Annotated in this window: 21 protein-coding genes; 1 reads left to right on the top strand and 20 read right to left on the bottom strand. The window is 40.1% G+C overall.

The window, feature by feature from the left end:
• Positions 1-399: 399 nt before the first annotated feature.
• The 13 genes from ACTNC0_RS10460 to ACTNC0_RS10400 form a co-directional block, all read right to left on the bottom strand.
• Positions 400-1,419: a sulfate ABC transporter substrate-binding protein gene (locus ACTNC0_RS10460; protein WP_441087306.1), complete on the bottom strand. Its 1,020-nt coding sequence runs from the start codon at positions 1,417-1,419 to the stop codon at positions 400-402.
• A 21-nt stretch (positions 1,420-1,440) separates the two neighbouring features.
• Positions 1,441-1,851, bottom strand: a complete 411-nt coding sequence (locus ACTNC0_RS10455) for a M67 family metallopeptidase (RefSeq protein ID WP_117674993.1) — start codon at positions 1,849-1,851, stop codon at positions 1,441-1,443.
• Positions 1,852-1,961: 110 nt separating this feature from the next.
• Positions 1,962-2,768: a HesA/MoeB/ThiF family protein gene (locus tag ACTNC0_RS10450; protein WP_118247514.1), complete on the bottom strand. Its 807-nt coding sequence runs from the start codon at positions 2,766-2,768 to the stop codon at positions 1,962-1,964.
• Entirely contained in the window at positions 2,768-2,974 is a 207-nt protein-coding gene (gene thiS / locus ACTNC0_RS10445) for a sulfur carrier protein ThiS (RefSeq protein ID WP_117674997.1), read from the bottom strand. The genes ACTNC0_RS10450 and thiS overlap by 1 nt, the downstream gene beginning before the upstream one ends.
• A 44-nt stretch (positions 2,975-3,018) precedes the next feature.
• On the bottom strand, positions 3,019-3,336 hold the full coding sequence (locus ACTNC0_RS10440) for a thioredoxin family protein (RefSeq protein ID WP_117674999.1): 318 nt from the start codon (positions 3,334-3,336) through the stop codon (positions 3,019-3,021).
• 91 nt (positions 3,337-3,427) lie between these two features.
• Positions 3,428-3,673: a sulfurtransferase TusA family protein gene (locus tag ACTNC0_RS10435; protein WP_117675001.1), complete on the bottom strand. Its 246-nt coding sequence runs from the start codon at positions 3,671-3,673 to the stop codon at positions 3,428-3,430.
• Positions 3,666-4,526 carry a 4Fe-4S binding protein gene (locus ACTNC0_RS10430; protein WP_117675003.1) on the bottom strand — a complete coding sequence of 287 codons (861 nt, stop codon included), beginning with the start codon at positions 4,524-4,526 and terminating at the stop codon, positions 3,666-3,668. The genes ACTNC0_RS10435 and ACTNC0_RS10430 overlap by 8 nt, the downstream gene beginning before the upstream one ends.
• 505 nt (positions 4,527-5,031) lie before the next feature.
• Positions 5,032-6,879, bottom strand: a complete 1,848-nt coding sequence (locus ACTNC0_RS10425; protein WP_441087305.1) for an Ig-like domain-containing protein — start codon at positions 6,877-6,879, stop codon at positions 5,032-5,034.
• Between the two features lie 16 nt (positions 6,880-6,895).
• Positions 6,896-7,309 (bottom strand): hypothetical protein, encoded by a 414-nt coding sequence (locus tag ACTNC0_RS10420; protein WP_441087304.1) that lies wholly within the window; start codon positions 7,307-7,309, stop codon positions 6,896-6,898.
• 392 nt (positions 7,310-7,701) lie between these two features.
• On the bottom strand, positions 7,702-8,190 hold the full coding sequence (locus ACTNC0_RS10415; protein WP_441087303.1) for a DUF2798 domain-containing protein: 489 nt from the start codon (positions 8,188-8,190) through the stop codon (positions 7,702-7,704).
• A 199-nt stretch (positions 8,191-8,389) separates the two neighbouring features.
• Complete coding sequence (locus ACTNC0_RS10410) at positions 8,390-8,686, bottom strand: BMC domain-containing protein (protein ID WP_441087302.1); 297 nt, start codon at positions 8,684-8,686, stop codon at positions 8,390-8,392.
• A 151-nt stretch (positions 8,687-8,837) separates the two neighbouring features.
• A complete protein-coding gene (locus tag ACTNC0_RS10405) occupies positions 8,838-9,338 on the bottom strand; it encodes a hypothetical protein (protein WP_441087301.1) in 501 nt (166 codons plus the stop codon).
• Positions 9,339-9,460: 122 nt separating this feature from the next.
• Complete coding sequence (locus tag ACTNC0_RS10400) at positions 9,461-10,699, bottom strand: galactokinase (protein ID WP_441087300.1); 1,239 nt, start codon at positions 10,697-10,699, stop codon at positions 9,461-9,463.
• 411 nt (positions 10,700-11,110) lie between these two features.
• Between ACTNC0_RS10400 and ACTNC0_RS10395 the strand changes: the two genes are divergently transcribed.
• The gene (locus tag ACTNC0_RS10395; protein ID WP_441087299.1) at positions 11,111-12,007 is read left to right on the top strand and encodes an AraC family transcriptional regulator; all 897 of its coding nucleotides are present in this window, start codon (positions 11,111-11,113) and stop codon (positions 12,005-12,007) included.
• A gap of 27 nt (positions 12,008-12,034) precedes the next feature.
• Here ACTNC0_RS10395 and ACTNC0_RS10390 read toward each other — a convergent pair whose 3' ends face one another.
• From ACTNC0_RS10390 to ACTNC0_RS10360, 7 genes are all read right to left on the bottom strand, one after another.
• Entirely contained in the window at positions 12,035-13,000 is a 966-nt protein-coding gene (locus ACTNC0_RS10390; protein WP_441087298.1) for a M15 family metallopeptidase, read from the bottom strand.
• A gap of 8 nt (positions 13,001-13,008) precedes the next feature.
• The gene (locus ACTNC0_RS10385; protein ID WP_441087296.1) at positions 13,009-14,280 is read right to left on the bottom strand and encodes an NADase-type glycan-binding domain-containing protein; all 1,272 of its coding nucleotides are present in this window, start codon (positions 14,278-14,280) and stop codon (positions 13,009-13,011) included.
• A gap of 14 nt (positions 14,281-14,294) precedes the next feature.
• Positions 14,295-15,725 carry a VWA domain-containing protein gene (locus ACTNC0_RS10380; RefSeq protein ID WP_441087295.1) on the bottom strand — a complete coding sequence of 477 codons (1,431 nt, stop codon included), beginning with the start codon at positions 15,723-15,725 and terminating at the stop codon, positions 14,295-14,297.
• A gap of 20 nt (positions 15,726-15,745) precedes the next feature.
• Positions 15,746-16,126 (bottom strand): hypothetical protein, encoded by a 381-nt coding sequence (locus ACTNC0_RS10375; protein WP_441087294.1) that lies wholly within the window; start codon positions 16,124-16,126, stop codon positions 15,746-15,748.
• Between the two features lie 30 nt (positions 16,127-16,156).
• The gene (locus ACTNC0_RS10370; protein ID WP_441087293.1) at positions 16,157-16,498 is read right to left on the bottom strand and encodes a hypothetical protein; all 342 of its coding nucleotides are present in this window, start codon (positions 16,496-16,498) and stop codon (positions 16,157-16,159) included.
• Position 16,499: 1 nt separating this feature from the next.
• Complete coding sequence (locus ACTNC0_RS10365; RefSeq protein ID WP_441087292.1) at positions 16,500-18,119, bottom strand: serine hydrolase; 1,620 nt, start codon at positions 18,117-18,119, stop codon at positions 16,500-16,502.
• Positions 18,120-18,289: 170 nt separating this feature from the next.
• On the bottom strand, positions 18,290-21,682 hold the full coding sequence (locus tag ACTNC0_RS10360; protein ID WP_441087291.1) for a hypothetical protein: 3,393 nt from the start codon (positions 21,680-21,682) through the stop codon (positions 18,290-18,292).
• Positions 21,683-21,685 lie beyond the last annotated feature (3 nt).

Genomic DNA, 21,685 nt, shown 5'->3' with positions numbered 1-21,685 from the left:
TTTCGTTTGTCGTAGACGGAAACCTACTGCCTTTAGGCGGTGGAAGAAGCCTTGCTAATTGTTACTAAATATGCTACACTTATTGTAACAGTTTATAAAGAGAAAACCGTTAGATGTGTAACTCATCAAAGGCACTCTTTTGTACATTGACAAGATATGAGGTTGCAATACAAAATTCGTGTATTGCGTAAAATCTTGACCGTAAAAGAATGTTTGCTGTATAGCATGGGAAGTTTAGTACCTGATACAGTTACAGATGAGTATATCTTGTCTGTAAAGGGTGCTGTTAACCACCCTATGATGTAACGCCACTTTAGGGATTAAAGGTCGGAGACATAAGCCGTTACTACGACTGGGCAGTTACAAGCCCATTACCTTTAGGTGATGGATCGTTGACAATCAATTACCACCTCTCTGCTTTTCTCTTTCATAGATCTCATCAAAGATCCCACCATCTGTGAAGTGCTTTTTCTGCACTTCATCCCATCCGCCGTAATCACTGATGTTTACCAGATCTACGCTCAGGTCAAACACATCACTGTGTTCTTTCAGGATCTTTTCATTGGTCGGACGGAAGTAGTTCTCTGCTTCAATCTCCTGCGCTTCGTCGGAATACAGATATTTTAAATACTCAGTTGCCACATCTCTCGTTCCTCTGTAATCCACTACTTCATCTACCACTGCTACAGACGGCTGTGCCAGAATACTCACACTCGGAGTAACGATCTCGTACTCATCCGGATAGTCACGCATGGAAAGATATGCTTCATTTTCCCATGCCACCAGCACATCGCCCTGTCCGTTCTCTACGAAAGAAGTGGTTGCACCTCTTGCACCGGAGTCAAGAACTACTACATTCTGATAAAGCTTCCTGATGAAATCCTTCATCCGGGTTTCATCTCCGTCATACTTCTTATCTGCGTAAGCCCATGCTGCCATGTAGTTCCATCTCGCACCTCCGGATGTCTTAGGGTTCGGAGTTACCACACCCACACCATCCTTTATCAGGTCATCCCAGTCTTTGATGCCTTTGGGATTTCCCTTCTTTACCAGAAATACGATGGTCGAAGTATACGGAGAACTTTCATTGTCAAACTTATCCTGCCAGCCTGTCTCGATCAGTCCTGCGTTTTCAATGGATTCTATATCGTATTCCAGTGCCAGTGTTACTACATCTGCATCCAGACCATTGGCTACTTCCAATGCCTGTTTCCCGGAACCGCCATGGGACTGTGTCACTTCTACATCTTCCCCGGTTTTCTCCTTCCAGTGTTCTTCAAATATTTTGTTGTACTGTTCAAACATTTCTCTGGTAGGGTCATAGGAAACATTGGTGATTGACACTGTTTTTCCAAAAGCCTGTACCGGTGTCAGTGCCAGTACAGCTGCCAGGCCAAATGCAAATAATTTTCTGATCATTTATTTCTCTCCTGCTTTGCTTTACAGTAATACAAGTTCTTCCTTCTCAGATTCCGTTCCTTCTATATGGAAAGAATTCAGAACAGGATTCTCATTATCCATCAGAGAAAGAATCATATAGCTTGCTGTGCTGTCATAAGCCAGTCGTTTATCTTCTTCTGAAGGTCTGGACGGGCTTTCCGGATGGGAATGCCAGTTTCCAAGAGGTACCAGACCATTCGCACGCATATCTTTTACTGCTGCAAGCTGTTCTTTCGGATCTAGCGAAAAGTGCTCATTGGAATGATCGATGTTTGTCAGGCAGTAAACCTTTTTGATAGATTTATCATTTCCATCCTTAGTTCCTGCGATCAATCCGCAGGCTTCTTCCGGAAGATTTTCTCTGGCATGTTTTAAAATTATTTCGTAGTCATTCTTTGACATTGTGATCATGATTTTTCTTGCTCCTTTATCTCCAGCCGATATTTACGATCCGCTTTCGCAGCTTACTTATTGCTCTTCGCAGCCGAAGCAGAAGGCTTATCTGAATCGACCAAAGCGAATCAGATTCCGTCACATTCTGCCTGTTCATAGTCGATCAGCTCTGTGATTGTCGGATGCTCACCGCATACCGGGCAGTTCTTTACATGTTTCGGAAGTTTGATCTTACGGAATTCCATTGTAAGTGCATCATATGTAAGAAGATATCCTGTAAGAAGATCGCCAACTCCCAGAAGATATTTGATTGCTTCCATCGCCTGAAGGCTTCCGATAACGCCTCCCATCGCTCCGATAACGCCGGCCTGTTTACAGGTAGGTACGGCATCCTTTGGCGGCGGATCTTTGAATATACATCTGTAACATGGCCCTTCTCCCGGAACATATGTCATCAGCTGTCCCTGGAAACGAAGGATTCCTGCGTGGGAAAATGGTTTCTTTGCCATAACGCAGGCATCATTGATCAGGAATTTTGCCGGAAAATTGTCGGTTCCATCGATGATAAAGTCATAATCTTTGATCAGATCCATGATTGTCTCGGAATCTACGAAAGTCTGGTAAGTTTTAACTGTCACATCCGGGTTGATGGCTTCCATGGATTCTTTTGCGGAAAGTACCTTTGGTTTGCCAATATCTTTTGTTGCGTGGATGACCTGACGCTGAAGATTGGAAAGGTCTACCTCATCTGCATCTGCAATTCCAATCGTTCCCACACCTGCTGCCGCAAGGTAAAGAGCTGCCGGTGCTCCAAGTCCGCCTGCTCCGATGATCAGAACACTGGAATTGAGCAGTTTTTTCTGTCCTTTTGCTCCAACCTCTTTCAGAATAATATGTCTGGAATATCGTTCGAGCTGATCATTTGTAAATGCCACTATCTTCCACCTCCCATGAAGTACAGGAATTCAACGCTGTCGCCTTCTTTTAATGCGTAAGTTTCAAATTCTGCCTTGTCGATAAAGTCATCGTTTACAGATACTGTTACATACTGAGGAGTCTCTACATCTTCCTGTACGATCAGTTCTGCCACTGTGATTGCGTCTTTTACTTCTTTTTTATCTCCTGCTACTGTGATAACCATAATCTCTGTTCTCCATTTCTGTATGTTTTTATATGTGTAATTTTTTAAAGATTTTTATCAATGATTTCTTCCAGATCTGCCGCTTTCTTTGCTCCGGTCAGCTTCTCGATCTGTTCTCCGTCTTTCAGGAAAATCAGTGTCGGCGCCGACATAACTTTGTATTCTTCTACAAGTTCCTGCTCGTAAGCTACATTTACTTTTCCTATATAAATCTGATCACCGTATTTCTCTTCCAGCTTTGCAAATACCGGAACCATTCTCTTACATGGTACGCAGCTGTCGGAATAGAAATCAATCAGTGTAAGTTTTCCTGGCTGGAAAGCTTTCTCTTTAAAAGTCTCTCCGTTTAATCTCTCTGCCATGATAGTTCACTCCTGTCAGTTCCTGTCTTTTTTATTCAGCCTCTTATTCTCAGTCTCTTGTCTTTTTTATCCGGCTTCCCGCTTTCACGGATCAGTCTCCTGCTTTCTTCACATAAAGTGTGTAGGTTCCATCTTCATTATCATCAAGTTTCAGGATCTGATGTCCTTCCTCTTTGATACTTCGTGGTACATTCTGTACCGGTTCTCCATCATTCATGCGGATGGATAAGATCTGACCTTCATCCAGTTCCTCCAGTGCTACCTTTGCTTTTACAAAAGTTACCGGGCAGACAACATCGGTAATATCTACGGTATCATCAAATTTAATCTCACTCATTTTCATATGCCTCCAGGATTTCTTTATTGAATTCGTCCTCGCCTACGCGGTCAATCGTAAATTTCAGTCTCTCACCGGCTTTCGCATTCTTCTCGAAGAATCCGATTGCTGCATCACACACCTTGAGAAGTTTTTCGTGATCTTCGATAAATGGGATCACTGTTTTTCCTTTATTAATGTGATTTCCGAAGATTCCTCCGAAAGAAACGATATATCCGTGAGTATTGTCATAAGCGTCTGTCGGACAGGCTTTTGTACATCTTCCACAGAAGTTACATTTGGAAGAATCTACTGTGATCTTTCCGTCTTCTAATGTGATGGCACTTTCACGACAAGCTTTCACGCAGACACCACACTGGATACATTTATCTTCCTGCCATGCTACTTTGATACCACCTTTGATTCCTACATCGTTCTCCTCTGCTTTTAAGCAGTTGTTCTGGCATCCGGTAACACCAAATTTAAATTTGTGAGGAAGCTCACGTCCGAAGTATCTCTCATCCAGTTCCTGTGCCAATGCGTAAGTATCGATACATCCGCTTGGACAGATGGCTGCACCCTGACAGGCTGTGATGGTACGAACTCTCGGTCCGCACACACCCGGAACTACATCTCCCTCTTCCAGTGCCGCCTTCACTTCATCAATCTGGCTTAATTTGATGAATGGGATCTCCACACCCTGGCGGGAAGTAAGATGTACGTAGCCCTCACCATATTTCTCTGAAACCTCAGCTACTTTCGCAAGCTGTTTCGCATCCAGATGTCCGCCAACTACACGGATTCTTAATGAAAAATTATCTTTCTGTTTCTGGCGCATGAATCCGCCTTTTTTTAATGCTGCATAATCTGCCATTTCTCTTTCCCTCCTGTCAGAGTTTCCCTTGATTTTTGTTTACTTTTCTTTCTCTCATTCACTTTACCGCAGTCAATCGGATATTCGCAATCCGCTTTCGCTACTTGCTCATAACCGAATAACTGCTCCGCAGTTTATCAGAAGGGGCTTGTACCCCTCCTGATACAAGCAAGTCCCACCCACTGCTTATTGCTCTTCGCAATTGAAGCAGGGGACTTACTTGATTCGGTTAACTTGATGGTTATTTTCTACTTTTCATAGTTATTCGGTAGGTTTTCTATGATATTACACGAAATGACATTATTTGTCAATAGTGTATTGAAATAAATACAATGTGCAAAAGTTATATGGTTACTGTTCACATAATTCCTATAAAAAGGACTGCTGTTTTAATATCATCTATTAAAACAACAGTCCTTCTTGTCAATAGTATATCTACAATTCACTTTCGTTGCGCAACCCTATACGGAATAACAGATCTACAGGTTCATTTAAAATTTATTTCTTACTGTGCAAGCCATTTTTTCATTTTATTCAGATCACTAAATACCTTTGTATTAGAACTCTGTATACCAGTTCTAATATTTGACAAAAGCTGTCCTGAAGCATTTGTTACATTTGCCTTGCTTGTATCAAATCTTCCTGCGTTACTCCAAATACCATTAGAATCTTTACGCATCGCCCAACTGTTTAAATAGCTGCTCGAAATCCCATCATCAAGAACTTTTCCTTTATAAGCAACATATGCTGAAATTCTTGCGCTGGTTACATTTTCTCCTTTAAACGCTATCGTACGGTAATAATAGGAGCCGCTTTTGTAAAGATATACTGCACATTTTTCAATAACTGCGTCATCATTTACCACAATTCTTATGCCTTGCTCATCAATTGTTATCGTGGAATATCCTTTACGATATGAGGTTGGTTTAAATGTAAAATATGTTGAATATACCGGATGGGTCGCTTTTTTCACCGTGACAATACACTTTGCTGTGACTCCCTCAACCGATGCAGAAATTGTGACTTTCCCGGCTTTTTTTGCTTCCACTACACCACTGGAGGATACTGATGCCAGTGAAGAATTACTGCTTTTCCATTTTACAGCAGAATTGCTTCCCTTAACTGTAGCTTTTAGCTTAAGCTTCTCGCCTGTATAAATAGTAGCTTTTGTTTTATTCAAAGTAATCTTAGGTTTTACTGTTACTACACAAGTGACACTTGCATCATTCAGTTCAGCGGTAATGGTTGTCGTTCCAACCATTTTCGCTGTAACCTTTCCCTTGCTGTTTACAGAAGCAACCAATGAATCAGAACTACTCCAGATAGCCGTTTTTGTTACACCATTTACCATTGCATTTAATTGATAACTACTACCTGCTGTCAAAGTTAATGAAGTCTTATTTATTGTTGTTTTTGTAATATTGTCAGCAATATTATCAAATACATGATCCAGATCTGATGAATCCTGTATTATAAAATACTTATCTTTAGATGCCAGATCTTTCATAAGACGTTTTCCAAATTTCAGATCATTTCCTTTGGAATTATGAAAGAATCCAAGTGCATAAACAAAATATCCCTTGTCTTTAGAAACTTTTGCTGTATTATATGACGCATTCGCATATCCATACCATTTATGGTCACCCGAACTGTATCTGCCTGAGGAAGTAAGTTTTCCCACAGTTGGCAAACCATCTGAACACAAAACGATATTCTTAAAAACAGTTCCACTTTTATTCACACTATTAAGCAGATTATCTGCAATCGACAATGCAGAATTCATATTTGTATGTCCATTTACTGTAATGGAACTGATTCGCTGATTCAGAACACTGTAATTATCAGTAAAACCTTGCACTACTACAGGAGAACTATTTAACGCAACTACTGCAACATAATTATTTCCTTCTGTGGATAACACTTTCTGGCAAAAACGTTTTGCCGCGGTTTTCTGACCACTGGCGGGAGTTCCCTTCATACTTCCTGACGCATCCAGAATCAAAACATTATAGCGGCTGGTAGAATTGGTCGTTTTTTTCAAAACAGTAACCAGACATTCCACTGTAGAGCCATTCACCATAGCTGTGATCACTGCTGAACCAGCTGCCTTTCCAGTTACAAGACCGGTATTATCAACTACAGCAACAGAAGAATCCGAACTTCCCCATGCAGCATTTTGCTCAATTCCATTCACAGTTACCTGAAGTTGATAGCTTTCATCAGATTTTATGGTAATACTATCCTTATTAATCTGAATATTTCCCTCTGCAAATACCGGAAGTATATTTCCAATAAACATAGCAAATGCCAGAAGAACTGCCAGAAGACTTTTTCTTACTTTTTTCTTATTCATTCTTTTCCCCTCATTTTTAATACCATAAACCAGATATCTTCACTTTTGACCATGGTCCATACTGCTTTTTACCCTTTACAATTTTATATGCTCTGACTTTAGCTTTAGATTGCTCAATTGAAGAGCCAGCTTCTGAATATGAACGTTTCTTTGTTATAATGCTTCTATAGGCACTCCAATTTCCTTCTTTTGTTGATATCTTTACCTGATATCCGGATGCTCCTGCAACTTTATTCCAGGTAACTGTATATTGAACTCCATTTGCCGGCGGTGTACTCCACCTTCCATCCCATGTCTTTTTCCAACTGGACAGTACCGGTGCTTTCAGATTTGTTTTCTTTGTTGCGGCATTAACAGATATTGGCTGAAATGTAAAAATTATCAGTAATACCAGACACCAAAGCAAGCTCTTTTTCATTGTTTTTCTCATACTATTTTCCTCCTTTATCAGCAAGCTTTTTATTTATATTTTCAGTATACCTGTTTTTTCTCTGCTGTCAATAAAACAAATTTGTTACTGTTTACTCCGTGCACAGTAACACACTTCGCGATGCACAGAATTTATGCTATTCGCATAAATTCGCGCGATATGTCTCAGGATTTTGGCATTCACATGCCAAAACACCTCGCGGGATAGTGGCGTGTGAACAGTAACCACAATAACCTCAGTAAGTCAACTTTCAATACTTTATATCATAAAAAAATTTCCCACAAATCAATTCTGACACCTGTTTTTATAAGGACGCATCGTCAGGCGGTCTTTCTTATAATATAAAAGCAGCATCCTGCAAATGCAGAATGCTGCGATCAAATCTCAATATTTTATTCAGCAGAAGCTGCTGCTTTTTCTTTTTCCGGAAAAAATTTTCCGAATACGAATCTTACGAACGGACCTGCATAAAAAATCTGCCAGAAGAATGCCATCGGGAAGTTCATTGCTGTTGTCTGAAGCCATGTCGGGATGATCTGGCTTACCGGTGCATGTTTGATCAGCACAGTTGCCGCAAAGCTCATACATGGACACATAAATGCAACGGATACTGCTGAGATTGCAAGTACAAGGTGGAACGGATTATCTCTTCTCATATCCACAATACCAAATGCAATCTTCTTTGCAAGACCACCGATGATAAAGAAATCAAGAATAAATGCAATCGGTCCCATGAATGTTAATTCATGAAAAGCTAACAGAAATGTCTCATTTGTCATTGTCCCTGTGTTCAGTACAATGTTGTAGCAGATCATGGCATAAACCATTACAAACACCATGATAATCGTAAAAATAACTTCCTGAAACTTGTTTTTAGGCATAAAAAATCCTCCTTAGATAGTATGAATAACATCAATTAGAGATTTGTGTTGTTCATAACCATCCAGGAGGATGTACCGTTTCCAATAATACCAAATATCTGTTTCTTAAATTCACCGTTGGTTATTATACGGACTGTTTTAAAAAAAGTCAAGGATTTTTTCAGTACCTGCAGTGTGAATCAGGGAACAAAGTTTATCTCTACAAATATGGGATCCCCGGTATCTCCGGATAACTGCCCATTCCGATCAGAAGCTCCAGACCTGTCTGTCTGGCATTTAATACCGCTGTCTTAGCAGCACTGGCATCTCCGGAAACTGCCAGGATCACTTCATTGGAATGGCTGGTTCCCTTATTCGGCGTCATATATTTCGCAATGGAAAGAGGCGCTGATTTCACCGCAGTATCTGCCATCACAAGCCCGATCGTATCCAGAACTGCGGTTCCTACAAATTCACTCCTCGTACAGTGTGTACTTATACTGTGTACATCTATCATTCGAAATCCTCTCCCGTTCTTTTTCCGTATTTACTCTGTTAATGGGTATCTTCCTTATACCGCACTCTCAGTCAGACAACAACTTTCTGCGCGTTTTTTCTTATAGCAATTCCATGAAATAATGATAACATGAAACCATTTTACCGTAAAGTTAGATCATGCACATTCCTTGGATTTCTGCGACTTTTCCTCCCCTGCGGAGATTGTGAATATCTGCCTGACTTATAGCAAAAGAGTCCTTCTGTTTCCCACTAACTGAATTATAACGATAAGTACTGATCAGATTATCCTTCGTATCATAGAGATACATAGCCAGAACCTGAGCCTCCTTCGTAAATCGTCTTCTCGCAAAATACCAGCTTCTCCAGTAATAGTCCTTCAGACTGGCATCCTTCTCTGCCGCATCGCGCATAGCACTTATCAGATCCTGTTCACTGTAAATTGTGAGCATTTCTCCACGTATCGTATGGATAAAATCAGACAGATCTGTCTGCATTTTATTCAACGACAGCTCATGGTCTGAAATACTCTCCACCCGGATTTGTCTGCGCAATGACTGATGAAACAGAAATGTCTGTAAAAGCAGTGCAAATACTACGCTGCTGATACACAAAACGAGCAGAGCTTTTCGCATCGTCCATCTTTTCTTCATTATCCGTATCCCCTCAAAAATTATCGTGATTTATATAATTATAATACAGAAATTCCCCCTTGAAGAGAAAAAAGAAAGCAGCGGGAACCCACTGCTTTCTAAAATATGAATCTATATATTTTTTACAGTTCGATATGTACTGCACCAACTGTGCGGATATTCATCGGATATACATTCTCTTTTCCTGCAAATTCAGAAATGTAGGAAACGTAATTCTCAGTCTCTTCTTCCGGTACTACGCACATGATAACTCCGGCAAATCCGCCACCATGAATACGGCAGATACCTTTGCCCAGTTTCTCAAGGAAGAGATCTGTAAGGGCAAGTGCGACAGAAATTTTCTGCTCTGTGTAGGCTTTGATCGGATAACAGTTCTGAAGTAATTCCCATGAAGATTTTCCGGATTCGCTGAGAAGTCTCAGTACAGTCTCTCCGTCTTTCTCCTCAACAGCCTTTGCAGCTCTTTCTACACGTTCATTCTCTTTGAAGAAATGAATCGCTCTTAAGATTGCTCTGTCATTCTCAATCTCAGACATATGCGCCAGCACATCTTCAAGAGTTGTCTCGCAGAGAAGTTCTGCACCTGCTGCTTTTGCTGCCTCTCTCATTTCCATCGGAATTTCAGAGTATTCCTGGCTTAAATCAGCATGGCCTTTTCCTGTATTTACGATTACAAGGTGATGACCATAGTCATGGAAGGAGAAGTTTACTTTTTCATATTTCGGGTTCTCTTTATCAGAGAAATCAAGAAGAATCGGTCCGCCTACTGCACATGCAAGCTGATCCATTAATCCGGAAGCTTTCAGCCAGTATACGTTCTCAGCGTACTGTCCTGCTTTTGCATAGTTAATATATGTCATTGCACCATCATTAAAGAAATAGTTAATGATAGAACATACAAGCATTTCGAAAGATGCAGAAGAACTTACACCTGCTGCACGGATTACATTTGTTGTCACGTAAGCATCAAATCCGGCTACTTTGAAGCCAAATTTCTGGATAGCTTCTACCATACCAGCTACAAGAGATACTGTTCCCTGAGCCTTCGGTACATCAGAAAGCTTCTCAATATCAACAACAACTTCTTTATCATATCCCTCACTTGTGATGCGGATGATATTGCTGTTGTTCGGATAAGCGGCACCAATGGTATCCATATCAATACTTCCTGCGATTACGCGGCCGCCGTTATGGTCTGTGTGGTTTCCGATAATCTCTGTTCTTCCAGGCGCTGTGAAAAATTCTGCTGTATCATGATGGTAAATTTCTGCGAAGTGATCAGCGACTGCCTGAAAACGGGCTGCTGATTTCTCTGCTTCGCCGTAAATACGTGTTAATTCATTTTTATTTGGAATATTCATTTCAAAAATCCTCCGGATATTTTCCGGTCTGGCCGCTGATATACAGGCTTATAAACAGCTGTATACTCTTACTTTTCGTTGTTTACAGTGGCAGTGTATGAAAAGCCAGCGGCAGACGGGAATATGTGTATGAAAGTTTGGAGTAGCCGTTACTGTTACCAGTAACGAAGCAGCCTTATTACGGCTTCACTCTTGGAATTGAGTATACCTTCGTGAGTTGGAAAATTCCTTAATAATTTAAGGAAGAAATAGTAAAATCTTGCGTTTATCACTCTATGCGTGTACAATAAAAATATAGTTACTTTCAGTTTATCATTCATCAAGTCTTTTGACATAAATATAAGCTTCAAAGTATATAGAAAACCAAGATTGAACTGAAATATGTTATGTTGCATCAGGAGGATTTTTATAATGGCGGAAATTATAACAGATGGCTCGCAAAAAGAACTCAAAAAACACGGCAGTGACGAATTTCCTCTGCTGGTAAGCTACGAGCAGCTTTCCGGCTATAAATCCGGTTCTTTTTTATGGCACTGGCATCCGGAAATAGAGATCACACTTGTCTTAGACGGTCAGATTCTTTATAAAGTAAATCAATGTACTTACCATATGAAAACCGGAGATATCCTTCTCGGAAACGCCAATGTCCTTCATGCCGGTTTCATGGAAGATATGCAGGATGGAAAATATGTTTCCATTACCTTTCTTCCGAAAATCATTTATGGTTCTTATGAAAGCGTCCTGCGCCGAAAATATGTAGAACCATTTGTACAGAACTTCTCACTTCCTGCAATTTACATTGACCACTCCCAGCCATGGCATCAGCTTTTTGCCGGATATGTAAAAGACATCATACGTCTGTATGAAGAAAAGAATGCTTTTTATGAACTGGATATCACCGGAACTTTGCAGAAGCTGTGGCGATGCATGCTGCAAAATCTTCCGGAAGATCTTCCCTATACTGAACACAGTAAACTGGAACGTAATCGTATGCGTGAGATCATGGACTACCTGGAACACAACTATATGAACAAAATTCAGATGAAAAATATCGCAGAGGAAATCCACCTCTGCGAAAGTGAATGCAGCCGCTTATTTAAGCGCTACATGAATGTATCTTTATTTACATTTTTGCAGGAATACCGCGTAGAGAGAAGTCTGGAATTTCTCTTAAGTTCCGGCGACAGCATCATGGAAGTCGCCCAGAAATCCGGATTCACAGACTCCAACTATTACGCTAAGGTCTTTTCCAGGGTCAAAGGCTGCAGTCCACAAAAATATAGGAAGCAAAATATAAAAAAAGAATAATGTGCCAATATATTAAGGGAGACAAAATCAAGCTATTGGCTTTTCAAAATGCTGAAAATCTTTAATCCCGCTCTCCCAGTCTCCGCCCCAGCTGAATCCAAGGTTTGTAAATATCTGATAGCAGATATCATCATGTGTGATTACATGCGCCTTTCCACTTGTTCTGTCGAGATATTCCCTTGCATTTTCATGAGAACAGGAACCATTTCCATTCGCATCATAAGTTACATAAGGATTTTGCCGGGAGTTAATATCTATTGCACAGCCATATGCATGATTAGATAATTTCGTACTTCCTGTTGCAACACGATAGCAAAATGCTGAAGTATTATTCTCTTCAATAGAAGCATTATCACTGGTTGAACCATCGCCAGTCCAGTAATTATCAATCAGATACATACTTTGAATTTCATATTCCTGTTCGTATAAGGATCTGAATGCATTAAGAAAATCATCCGTAAGTTGTGCATTTACGATTAATTCTCCGACTTGAACCTGATGTTCAAAATTATAATGTAATACTTTCAGATAACGCAGATCTGACAGCGCAACATTGTCATTCACCTGATAAGATTTTCCAATAATACGGTTATAAATTTCATCACCTTCTATAATCTCATATGCCTGAAAATAATTATCCATATTTGACCATAAAATCTGAGATTCATCTACAATGCTGCCAACCTGAAGGTCTGTAATTCCTGTATCTGAGCTCTGTATCAGTTCTGCATTTGTCTGAGAAGTTTCTATACCCGCACTTTCCTGTTCACTTCTGACCTTTTCTTTTTTCTCCAGTTTCGCTACTTTTTTCTTAATCTTTGTATAGTTTGTCTCAAGATCATCCAACTGTTTTTTAAGTGTCTCTATCTGTGCCTGTTCTTCTTTCAGCGTATTTTGCATTCTCAGATAAATTCTGGCAGCTGCAATACCTACTGCTGCCAGAACGCACAAGCACACAATCCACGTCAGGATCTCTGCTGCTTTTTTTTTCATTTTTCACATCACTCCTTATCGCAAAGAACACGAACATCTGTAATCGCAGTATCATCCCAGCTTATACCTTTATAGACATCATCGATTCTGAAAGTAATTGAAGATGCTTCATACGGATGATTTAATTCCACGCAAAATTCCTCCCAAGTATCCGGGAATTGCACTTCTGTGTTAAAATCTCCAATCGTAATTCCGAGTTTAGAAGGACGGTTATTTCCATAAAAATATTCTTCTGTTTTCCAGTTTCCAAGTTTAAGCAATATATAATGAACCTTTACAGTTTCATCAAAATATGCCGTAACACTCTCTCCAATTCCAGGACCATCGACTCCCTCCTGCCAGTCCGTCTGAGTATTGTTATCAAAAACACAGATAGCTCTGTTATCCACATTATCCTGCTCAATTATCGAAGAAGAATCTGCTGATACAATAGCTACTTCTTTCAGCCTGCTCATATCCACAGACTCCTTATTAATCAGACTTGCAGTAATGTCCGAAGCTTTGTAACTGACTGGAGTCGGATCTGGCTCTTTTGTTGGTGTCGGTGTTACTGTTGGAGTTGGTTCTGCTGTCGGAGTTGGCTCTACCACTGGAGCTGGCTCTGCTTTAGAGACGGGTATCGTTCCTTTTACAGCTAATAAAGCCACACACACTACAACTGCAACACCAACGCAAATCATAACCGGAAGCCATATCCCTTTCCGTTTATCTGGTTTTTGAAAATTATATGGGTCTGACTGATCATGAGGAATCCCTTGTTCATATGGATTTTCCTGGGTATACGGATTCTCCTGGATATACGATTTTCCTTGTCTATATGGATTCTCCCGGGTATATGGATCCTCTTTCAGCTTCTTTTGACTCTGTTGTTTTTCCATCTCCACTTCCTTATCGGAACTCTGTGTAAAAGGACTTTTAAAGTCTTTGCCAAAAGAATCTATATTATCATTAGATACCGAATTGCCATTATAAAATCCATCTGCTCCATACGGATCTTCTGCTCCATACGGATCTTCTGTTCCATGTAAGTTTTCTGTTCCAAATGGCTGCTGCTCCCCAAATGGTGACTGTTGTCCGAATGGCAACTGCTGCCCGAATGGTGACTGCTGTCCAAATGGTGACTGCTGTCCAAATGATGACTGCTGCCCAAATGATGACTGCTGCCCAAATGATGACTGTACAGTTTCAGAATCTTCCTTCTCTTCTACCTTTGCTCCACATTTTGGACAATACAGACAATCATCATCTATTTCACTATTGCATGCCATACACTTTTTCATATGCATTTTCCTCTCTACATACCTATTCTTCCAAGATTACCAATCCCACTCTCTCTTACTACAGTCACTAATTTCTCAATCGTAGTTATCATGAGGCTAAAAAGCAGAACCAGACATGCTCTTGCCACGAATTCTGTCAGAATCAGCTTAAGTCCGAATTCCATAATCAGGGCTCCCAGAATAATTCCTGACAATGAAGTGATCACTGTCATTTTGATATTGGTAGAATCATCTGTAACTGCAATCTTAATGCCAAGAAAAATAATACCCAGAATCGTCAGAAATACAATTCTCATTATTGCATATAGCCAGTTATGATTCGTACGTGCCCTTGCAGACAAAAGGTTTCTATTATTATTTGTAATTCTCACTGCCGAGGCCATCGCATTTGCCAGATCGTCCACGTTATCTGTTGTTACACTGATTCCTCCTGTTTTTTCAGAAATATTATTCAGCATATTTTCGTCTACGTCTCCAAGTCCTACCGTACTTACACTGACATTTTTCTTATTAAATTCTTTTAAGACCGAATTCAGATCCACATCAAAAAATCCTGAATCTGTAGCATAGCCATCTGTCAGGAGAACTACCTGACAGCCATCATAAGACAGGGTTCCCATTTCCATATCCTGCGCAATCTGTCTTAATACTCCTACGATTGGAGTTCCACCTTCCGGAGAAATCGTAAAGTCTCCAATTCCATCTGAAACCGGAGCCATTTCACGAATACATTCAATATTGTCCGAAAATGTATACACTGCAAACTGTACATCCTTGTCACGATTTTCAAGGAGTTCCTTTACTGCAACAACTCGTTTCTGTTCCGGATCATTTTGTTCCATTGAGCCTGAATTATCAATTGCAAATACATACTTATCTGTAGAAATCTTTAACTGATTAAAATTTAATTCATAAAGAAATTCAAATAAACATCCCAATGCCAGAAGCAGAACAATGCATATACCTATGATTGCCAACCCTTTTGATGTAATTTCCAATCCACTGAGCTTCGACGCAATCAAAAGGCAAATTGCCAGAATCAGACCAAATATTGCAAAGTAAACCCCCATAAAGAAAATAGAATTTACTTCTTTGACCAGTGCTCGTTCAATCACTTCGCCGAGCAGAAAAAAGATAACTGCTGCAATTAATGATGCGATCAGAAGTGCTTTGGAAAAATGAGTTTCTCTGTGCTGTTGAAATCTATTCATCCCATTCATTCCGCCACCCCAGGCGCCTGTAGCAGAATTTCCAAACGGATTTCCATAAGAATTCCCTCCGTATGGATTCCCTCCGTATGGATTTCCCTGTGAATTTCCAAAGGATCCACTTCCTGGATTTCCAAAAGGAGAACCTGAAGTACCTCCATTATAAGGAGAACCTCCCGGCATTCCGGAAGGTGTACCTGATCCCTTTATATTTTTGTTCTTATTTATAAATGACATACTTTTACCCCTCGTATTCCTTAGTTGCCTTCATTTTCTCCGTCTATCATTTCTGATGATTCTTGAAGCTCCTGCATCTGTACTTCGTCTTCTACCTGTGCTTCGTCACCTGTCTGTGCCTCTTCCTCTGCCTGCGCTTCTTCCTCTGCCTGCTTTTCTTCCTCTGCCTGCGTTTCTTCTATATGCGCTTTATCTTTCTTTATCTGCTCCTGTTTTGCTTCTTCTTCTGTCTTTGTAATATCCAGCTCTGTCTGCAGACTTTTCTCACTTTCTGATACTTTATGTATCTGGGAATTTACACGGAATCCAGCTAACATCAGAAAAACATTTCCTGCCAGAAATACAATGCATATAACTGTCATAATAATAAGTATAATTCTGGTCTTCTCACTTTTTCTCACTTTTCTTTTCCCTTCTTTCTTTTGGGATTATCACTCAACTTCCTCTTGCTGCTGAGTTCCCTCTTGTTCTTCCTGCTTCTGTTCTTCTAGTTGCTGCGCTTCTTCTTGCCGCTGTCGTTCCTGCTCTGCTTTTTCTTCAACTTTTTTAATTTTCATGTTCAGAGCTTCCTCTTTTTCTTCCAGCTCTGATAATTTCTGTTTTTCTTCTTCTACTTTTGTTTCCAGTACTTTTTCCGCTTGCTGTTCTGCTTTCAGATCGCTTTTTTGCCGTATAAAAGTCTGCCCCAAAATTCCACAACCAGTCACTGCCAGAATAGAAAATATAACTAAAAAGACTTTTATGATTGTTCGGTTTCTTGCATCCATTCCCATTCTACTTTTCCCCCGCTTTCAGATTTGCCAGTATATAAGCTGCTTCATTTCCTACACAAGGAGTTGTACTCTCATTTCTTCCATCTGTAGTGAACACCGACATAATAAATACTTCATCCCCATTTTCCACCAGACCTACCTCATTATAACGGGTATCTGTGATTCCGTTTAAGTTCAGGAAGGTACCAGCATTGGCACAGGCAGGATACATTCCTCTATTAGCTGTATCTGAAGGGGAAATCCAATAATAGTTTCTCAAAAAGGAGCTGTCAATTCCCGTAAAGTTATCCTGGTAAATCGCATTCAGCATCATTGCTGCATCCTTTGGACTGATATAGTTTTCTCTGTCTGTTGTAACTTCACCAATTTTTTTCTGCAGACTTACACTTTCATATCCATACTGATGGCAAACTGTATTGATCCGGTCATATGTAAGATAATCCATCAATGAATTCCATGCATTATTATCGCTGTACATTAATCCGACTTTCAAAAGATCACCAATAGAAACCAACTGACCATTCTGCCCTTCCTTATATCCACCACGTCCATTTGCATATGTATAGGAAAATGTAACCAAATCACTCATGTTGTAAGCACCACTGCTGACACCTTCTGCGACTGTATACATGATTGGAATTCCTATCAGCGCAGATGCCGGCAATGGGGTCTCTGCCTCTCCGATTTCATAATCAACATAATCTGTAAGATCCATCACGTATAAGCCATACCTTGAATTACTGACATCCATCAGGCTCTTCATGTAGTTTTTATCAAGCCATGTACCGTCTGACTGAAGCTCCTCCTGCTCCTGCTTGCTGACTGCTGCCTGCCAGCTTAGTTCAGGCGTTGGAGTCGGCTCCGGTGTTGCTGTTGGCTCCGGTGTTGCTGTTGGCTCTGGTGTTGCTGTTGGCTCTGGTGTTGCTGTTGGCTCTGGTGTTTCAGCTGCTTCTGCTGGTTCCGGCGTTTCATTTTCCGGCTCTGGTGTTAATGTCTCCATCGCAACCTGTGTATCTTTATTCGATTTGCTCATAGTCATATTAGATATCAGAACAGCTCCTGCCACCCCAAGGACAATTCCTGCTATAAGGCAAATAAGTATTGTATGTGATTTATGTGATTTCCGTGGCGCTTCCTGATGCAGATCAGAATGATTTTCTACCTTCCTATTCTGCTGTTGAGTAGAATCCGAGCTTACTTCTGTTTTTTGCGTAGCATTTTCAGATACAGTCTCTTCTGTTTTTTCTGGTTCTGGCTGTCGAATGTCCTTATATGGATCATATGTCGAAGAATTCATATCTTTATATGGGTCGTAACTATAATTTTTGTCCATTCCTCCATATGGATCAACATACGAACCTGACATTTTATCTTCCGATTCTTCTTCCTGAATCTCTTCTAACTTCTCAGTATTTTCCTCAGATTCTTCGGTTTCCTGTTCAAAGTTATTTTCTTCATCCTGCCCGGCGCAATTATTTACATCCTGCTCTGGAATATCATCTTCTATATTTTCCTGATCTTCGCGTTCTTTCCCGTTATACCATTCCATAAGATTCAGCCCACAGTTTGCACAGAATCTTTCTTTTCCGCTTAACTGTGAGTTACATCTGGGACACTGCATTTCTTTTTCCTCCTTGTTTCATACGATCCCCCTCTATTCTCCATATTCTCTTTCACTGCCGTTTTCTCTGCATCAGGACAGGCTCCTGCAGATTCTGAAGAAATGAGGTTTCTTATATCGCTGTATTTTCTCAGCAATTTTTATATTACCGTTCATTCTCAGTAACATTTTTATCTTTCATCAAGATGAAAAAGCATATAGATCATTACTACCACATCACCGATAATTCCCACCGCCGTCAGTATCATTCCAATAAGTAACGTAATTTTTATATCTATTTTTCCATACTGATAATAAAACAGGACTTCCAATCCTACTCCCAGTAAAAAGAATACCACGCCCATCACTTTCGGCAAAACTTTTTCAGCCACAGACTTTTCTTCCCGGATTCCATACTGACTCTGCCATTCTCCTGAAAGTTCCTGCAAACATTTTCCAAACCCTTTTCCTTCCAGAAGTTTTCTGTTGTCTCGATCTATTTTTCGATACAGTCTGACAATTTGTGCATCTTCAAAAATTTTCGGATTTGCTTTTGCCATTTTTAATATCACATTCAGAAGCTGATTTTTTACGTGCTCACAATCATATGCCCCATAATCTCTCTGGTATCCATAATTCTGTATAATATTGAGCAAACGCAAAGCTGTTAAAAGCTGTTCCTTTTTACCATTACCTCCAAAAATTTCTCTGGCTGCTTCCTCCAGTGAAAATTTATCATCATCCAGCATATCCTGTCTGATCTGGCCTTCCAGGAGAACAATATTTCCAAGAAGTTCTTCTGCTCCCTGCACATTTGAGAGAGCTCTTCTTTTCTTTGTCAGAGCATCAAGATAACTTCTTTTCAGACCGTTACCGGTTTCCTGAATGATTTTTGACCGAATTCTAATAAAATCTTCAGTATAACAACATGGCTCAGCCTGATACAAACTGCTGATAACATCCAGGTATTTCCATTTCTCTCCATCAAAAGGAAGAAATCCCTGCTCTTTCAGGAACAGTACATCACCTATATTCAGCTCTGTTCCCTGACTTGCGTCACACTGTTCCATCATTTTTTTCAATTCTGTACTCACATGATCATTGAAATTATTTTTCTCTGAAATTATTTTAATTTCAGGAAGTTCATTTCGATAGATATGGCACAGCTCAGGAAGCGATTCTATTTTTGAAAGAGATTCCAGATAAATCTCAACAGCAGTTTCTGCTTCTTCATTTGTCAGCTCCAGACTTTTTGTTACTTGCAAAAATTGTTCTCGCTGGTCTAAGAAGCTTGTTCTTGCTGTCCTAAGCAATTTGTCATGATCATGATAAACTGTACTTAAAATCAGCATCTGCCATCTCTGAGTCTGACTCATTTGCATGAAAAGACTTTTTTTGTTCTCCAGCTTCTCTGCTGTCATATAACGTTCATATAGCAAATCTGCCGCCTGACGTTCTCTTCCGTTTACAATCAGTAATTCTGTTAACTTACAAAACTCTGAAAACTCCGGATTATAATATGGAACTCCATATTTGAGATTATTTATCTCTGCCACAGCCATTGCATCATAAAGAAGCTGAAGTTTTTCATCATCATGAATATTATTGACCCATCCAAAGAAATTCTCACGAATTCCTCTAAACATTTCCTGACTGTTGCTTCCTGCAAATCTCTGTACAAATTTACCATGTAAAACTTTCCACTGCTCCTGAAGATAAGTCTCATCTCCGGATACAGCCAGATATGTAATCTGCCAAATCACATCTTCATTAATATGAATATCTTCTTCCTGCATCTGCCTTGCAAAGCATTCTCTGAACAAAATCAGATTTTGTGGATTAGAAGAAAATGTTCGTTCTTCATTCTTTATAATTTCAACGATCGGTTTTCTTCCCTCTCCTTGTCCAAAAAACAGAAGATATAACAAATCCTCATAAACTTCTTTTCTTCTTTCCTGACCCAACCCTACATTTTCTAACTGTTCTGACAGTATCCGCACAACCATCGAACTGTTTTCCCAGTCATTCTGTTCAAGAAATTCAAAATACCACTTGGACAAAATAGAAAGGACTTCTCTCTTTCCCTTGTCTTCTTCAGAAATTTCTGGGTTCCGGCAGATATTCATATAAAATTCCGTAAGAGATTTTTTCTCATGCCATGCCGTATTAGTGTTTGCTTCTACATAATCGTTTGCTTCACTGAATTTCTTAAGAACAACACTATCTCTTTCCTCAATCTGGTTGCAGATCCACTGAATACTTTCCTGCGCTCCCTCTCCGGAAAGAATATCCTGCATGAGAATCGTAATGCAGTACGTTCTCAGTTCTTCCGGGCATTTCTCCTGTTCAAGAAGCTCTCTCAAGCATTTCTCTACTTCCTTGTCATATCCCGGTTCCTGAATTTCTTTTTCAAGAATTTTTGCCGTTTTTTCTATTCCATATTTCGACCAGTGTTTCTGACAATAATACACTAATTCCAAAAGCAAGTGTCTTCTTATTGCTGCGTCTGCAAAATTTGTTTTCTCTTCATCCAGAAGCTGTAACACCAGAGCAAATTTCTCCGTTCCATGGTCTTCTTCCCCAGTCTTTTCTTCATCAAAAATGGTATCATACTGTCTTTCAAAATTTTTTCTGACTTCTGGTTCAGATAAATGTTCCCATAAAAATTCCGCATATTTTCTGTCAGTATTTTCAGGAACATAGCTCGTCTTCTGTTCCAGATCAATTACAGAATACTCACTCTTTTCCCATTCCTTTGTATTTCCCGGTTCCATAAACACAAGCTGATAGCCCTCCAGCACAGAAGCTGACGGTTCATGAAGACCACCGGTATTGGCACTTAACTGCTCACGCACACACATAGGAAGAAGTTTCATTGTTGCAGCCAATACTTCTTCTGCATATGCATTTCCACCACTTTTTTCCCATGGCATATTATACTTCTGCGGCAGAATCACGAGCACTTTTTCATTCTTTTGATAATGGGACCCGGAGACTCTATGAATAATACTGGAAATATAATCTATAAACAGCTCTCTGTTAAATCCGGCTTGTTGGAAAATATCCGGAACAGCTTTACGGCACTGACTTCTAAACAGTGAATACTCTTCGTTTGCTTCGATTCTTCCATTATTCCCCTGCATTCTGGATTCTCTGATTCTCTGCATAACAGAAGGATATGGTTCAAAATCCTGAATGTTCAGGAAATATTCAGGATTTTCCAGGAATTTTTCTCTGTCCTCTCCGGCCAGGATATAGTTGCTGGCATAGGTGAAATCTCTGCTTTCACCGCTGCCAGAGCTTCCTTGTTCAGAATGGAGACGATAAGAACGGCATACCACTGTAATCTGTCTGTTCAATCTGCGAATCTTCAAAACACCCCTATATGCCCCCTGAACTTCTGAAGGGACAGGACGTGCATCCTCCAATACACTAATGCTCTCACATTCTCTGGCAATTCTCTTTGCCTGCTCTTTCCGTGCAAACATATCCATACTGATCGTTACTGTCGTACTATCGGCATTGACTCCGGATTTCGAAAAATATCCTTCCAGGCACCTGGAATATATATGTTGACCTATCATAAG

Origin of the sequence: Blautia sp. HCP3S3_B11 (assembly GCF_052064435.1) — a bacterium.
In the GTDB taxonomy this organism is placed as follows: Bacteria; Bacillota; Clostridia; order Lachnospirales; family Lachnospiraceae; genus Blautia_A.
The sequence above is the reverse complement of the archived record's forward strand: the minus strand, read 5'-3'. Positions and strand labels throughout refer to the sequence as shown.

Excerpts from the sequence above, each read along its gene's own strand:
- ACTNC0_RS10405 (WP_441087301.1), bottom strand. The coding sequence starts at position 9,338 with ATGAAGAAAAGATGGACGATGCGAAAAGCTCTGCTCGTTTTGTGTATC.
- ACTNC0_RS10385 (WP_441087296.1), bottom strand. The coding sequence starts at position 14,280 with ATGAAAAAGTGTATGGCATGCAATAGTGAAATAGATGATGATTGTCTG.
- ACTNC0_RS10390 (WP_441087298.1), bottom strand. The coding sequence starts at position 13,000 with ATGAAAAAAAAAGCAGCAGAGATCCTGACGTGGATTGTGTGCTTGTGC.
- ACTNC0_RS10455 (WP_117674993.1), bottom strand. The coding sequence starts at position 1,851 with ATGATCACAATGTCAAAGAATGACTACGAAATAATTTTAAAACATGCC.
- ACTNC0_RS10435 (WP_117675001.1), bottom strand. The coding sequence starts at position 3,673 with ATGAGTGAGATTAAATTTGATGATACCGTAGATATTACCGATGTTGTC.
- thiS (WP_117674997.1), bottom strand. The coding sequence starts at position 2,974 with ATGGTTATCACAGTAGCAGGAGATAAAAAAGAAGTAAAAGACGCAATC.
- ACTNC0_RS10415 (WP_441087303.1), bottom strand. The coding sequence starts at position 8,190 with ATGCCTAAAAACAAGTTTCAGGAAGTTATTTTTACGATTATCATGGTG.
- ACTNC0_RS10370 (WP_441087293.1), bottom strand. The coding sequence starts at position 16,498 with ATGGGAATGGATGCAAGAAACCGAACAATCATAAAAGTCTTTTTAGTT.
- ACTNC0_RS10360 (WP_441087291.1), bottom strand. The coding sequence starts at position 21,682 with ATGATAGGTCAACATATATATTCCAGGTGCCTGGAAGGATATTTTTCG.
- ACTNC0_RS10410 (WP_441087302.1), bottom strand. The coding sequence starts at position 8,686 with ATGATAGATGTACACAGTATAAGTACACACTGTACGAGGAGTGAATTT.
- ACTNC0_RS10365 (WP_441087292.1), bottom strand. The coding sequence starts at position 18,119 with ATGCAGTGTCCCAGATGTAACTCACAGTTAAGCGGAAAAGAAAGATTC.
- ACTNC0_RS10395 (WP_441087299.1), top strand. The coding sequence starts at position 11,111 with ATGGCGGAAATTATAACAGATGGCTCGCAAAAAGAACTCAAAAAACAC.
- ACTNC0_RS10425 (WP_441087305.1), bottom strand. The coding sequence starts at position 6,879 with ATGAATAAGAAAAAAGTAAGAAAAAGTCTTCTGGCAGTTCTTCTGGCA.
- ACTNC0_RS10420 (WP_441087304.1), bottom strand. The coding sequence starts at position 7,309 with ATGAGAAAAACAATGAAAAAGAGCTTGCTTTGGTGTCTGGTATTACTG.
- ACTNC0_RS10460 (WP_441087306.1), bottom strand. The coding sequence starts at position 1,419 with ATGATCAGAAAATTATTTGCATTTGGCCTGGCAGCTGTACTGGCACTG.
- ACTNC0_RS10430 (WP_117675003.1), bottom strand. The coding sequence starts at position 4,526 with ATGGCAGATTATGCAGCATTAAAAAAAGGCGGATTCATGCGCCAGAAA.
- ACTNC0_RS10380 (WP_441087295.1), bottom strand. The coding sequence starts at position 15,725 with ATGTCATTTATAAATAAGAACAAAAATATAAAGGGATCAGGTACACCT.
- ACTNC0_RS10440 (WP_117674999.1), bottom strand. The coding sequence starts at position 3,336 with ATGGCAGAGAGATTAAACGGAGAGACTTTTAAAGAGAAAGCTTTCCAG.
- ACTNC0_RS10400 (WP_441087300.1), bottom strand. The coding sequence starts at position 10,699 with ATGAATATTCCAAATAAAAATGAATTAACACGTATTTACGGCGAAGCA.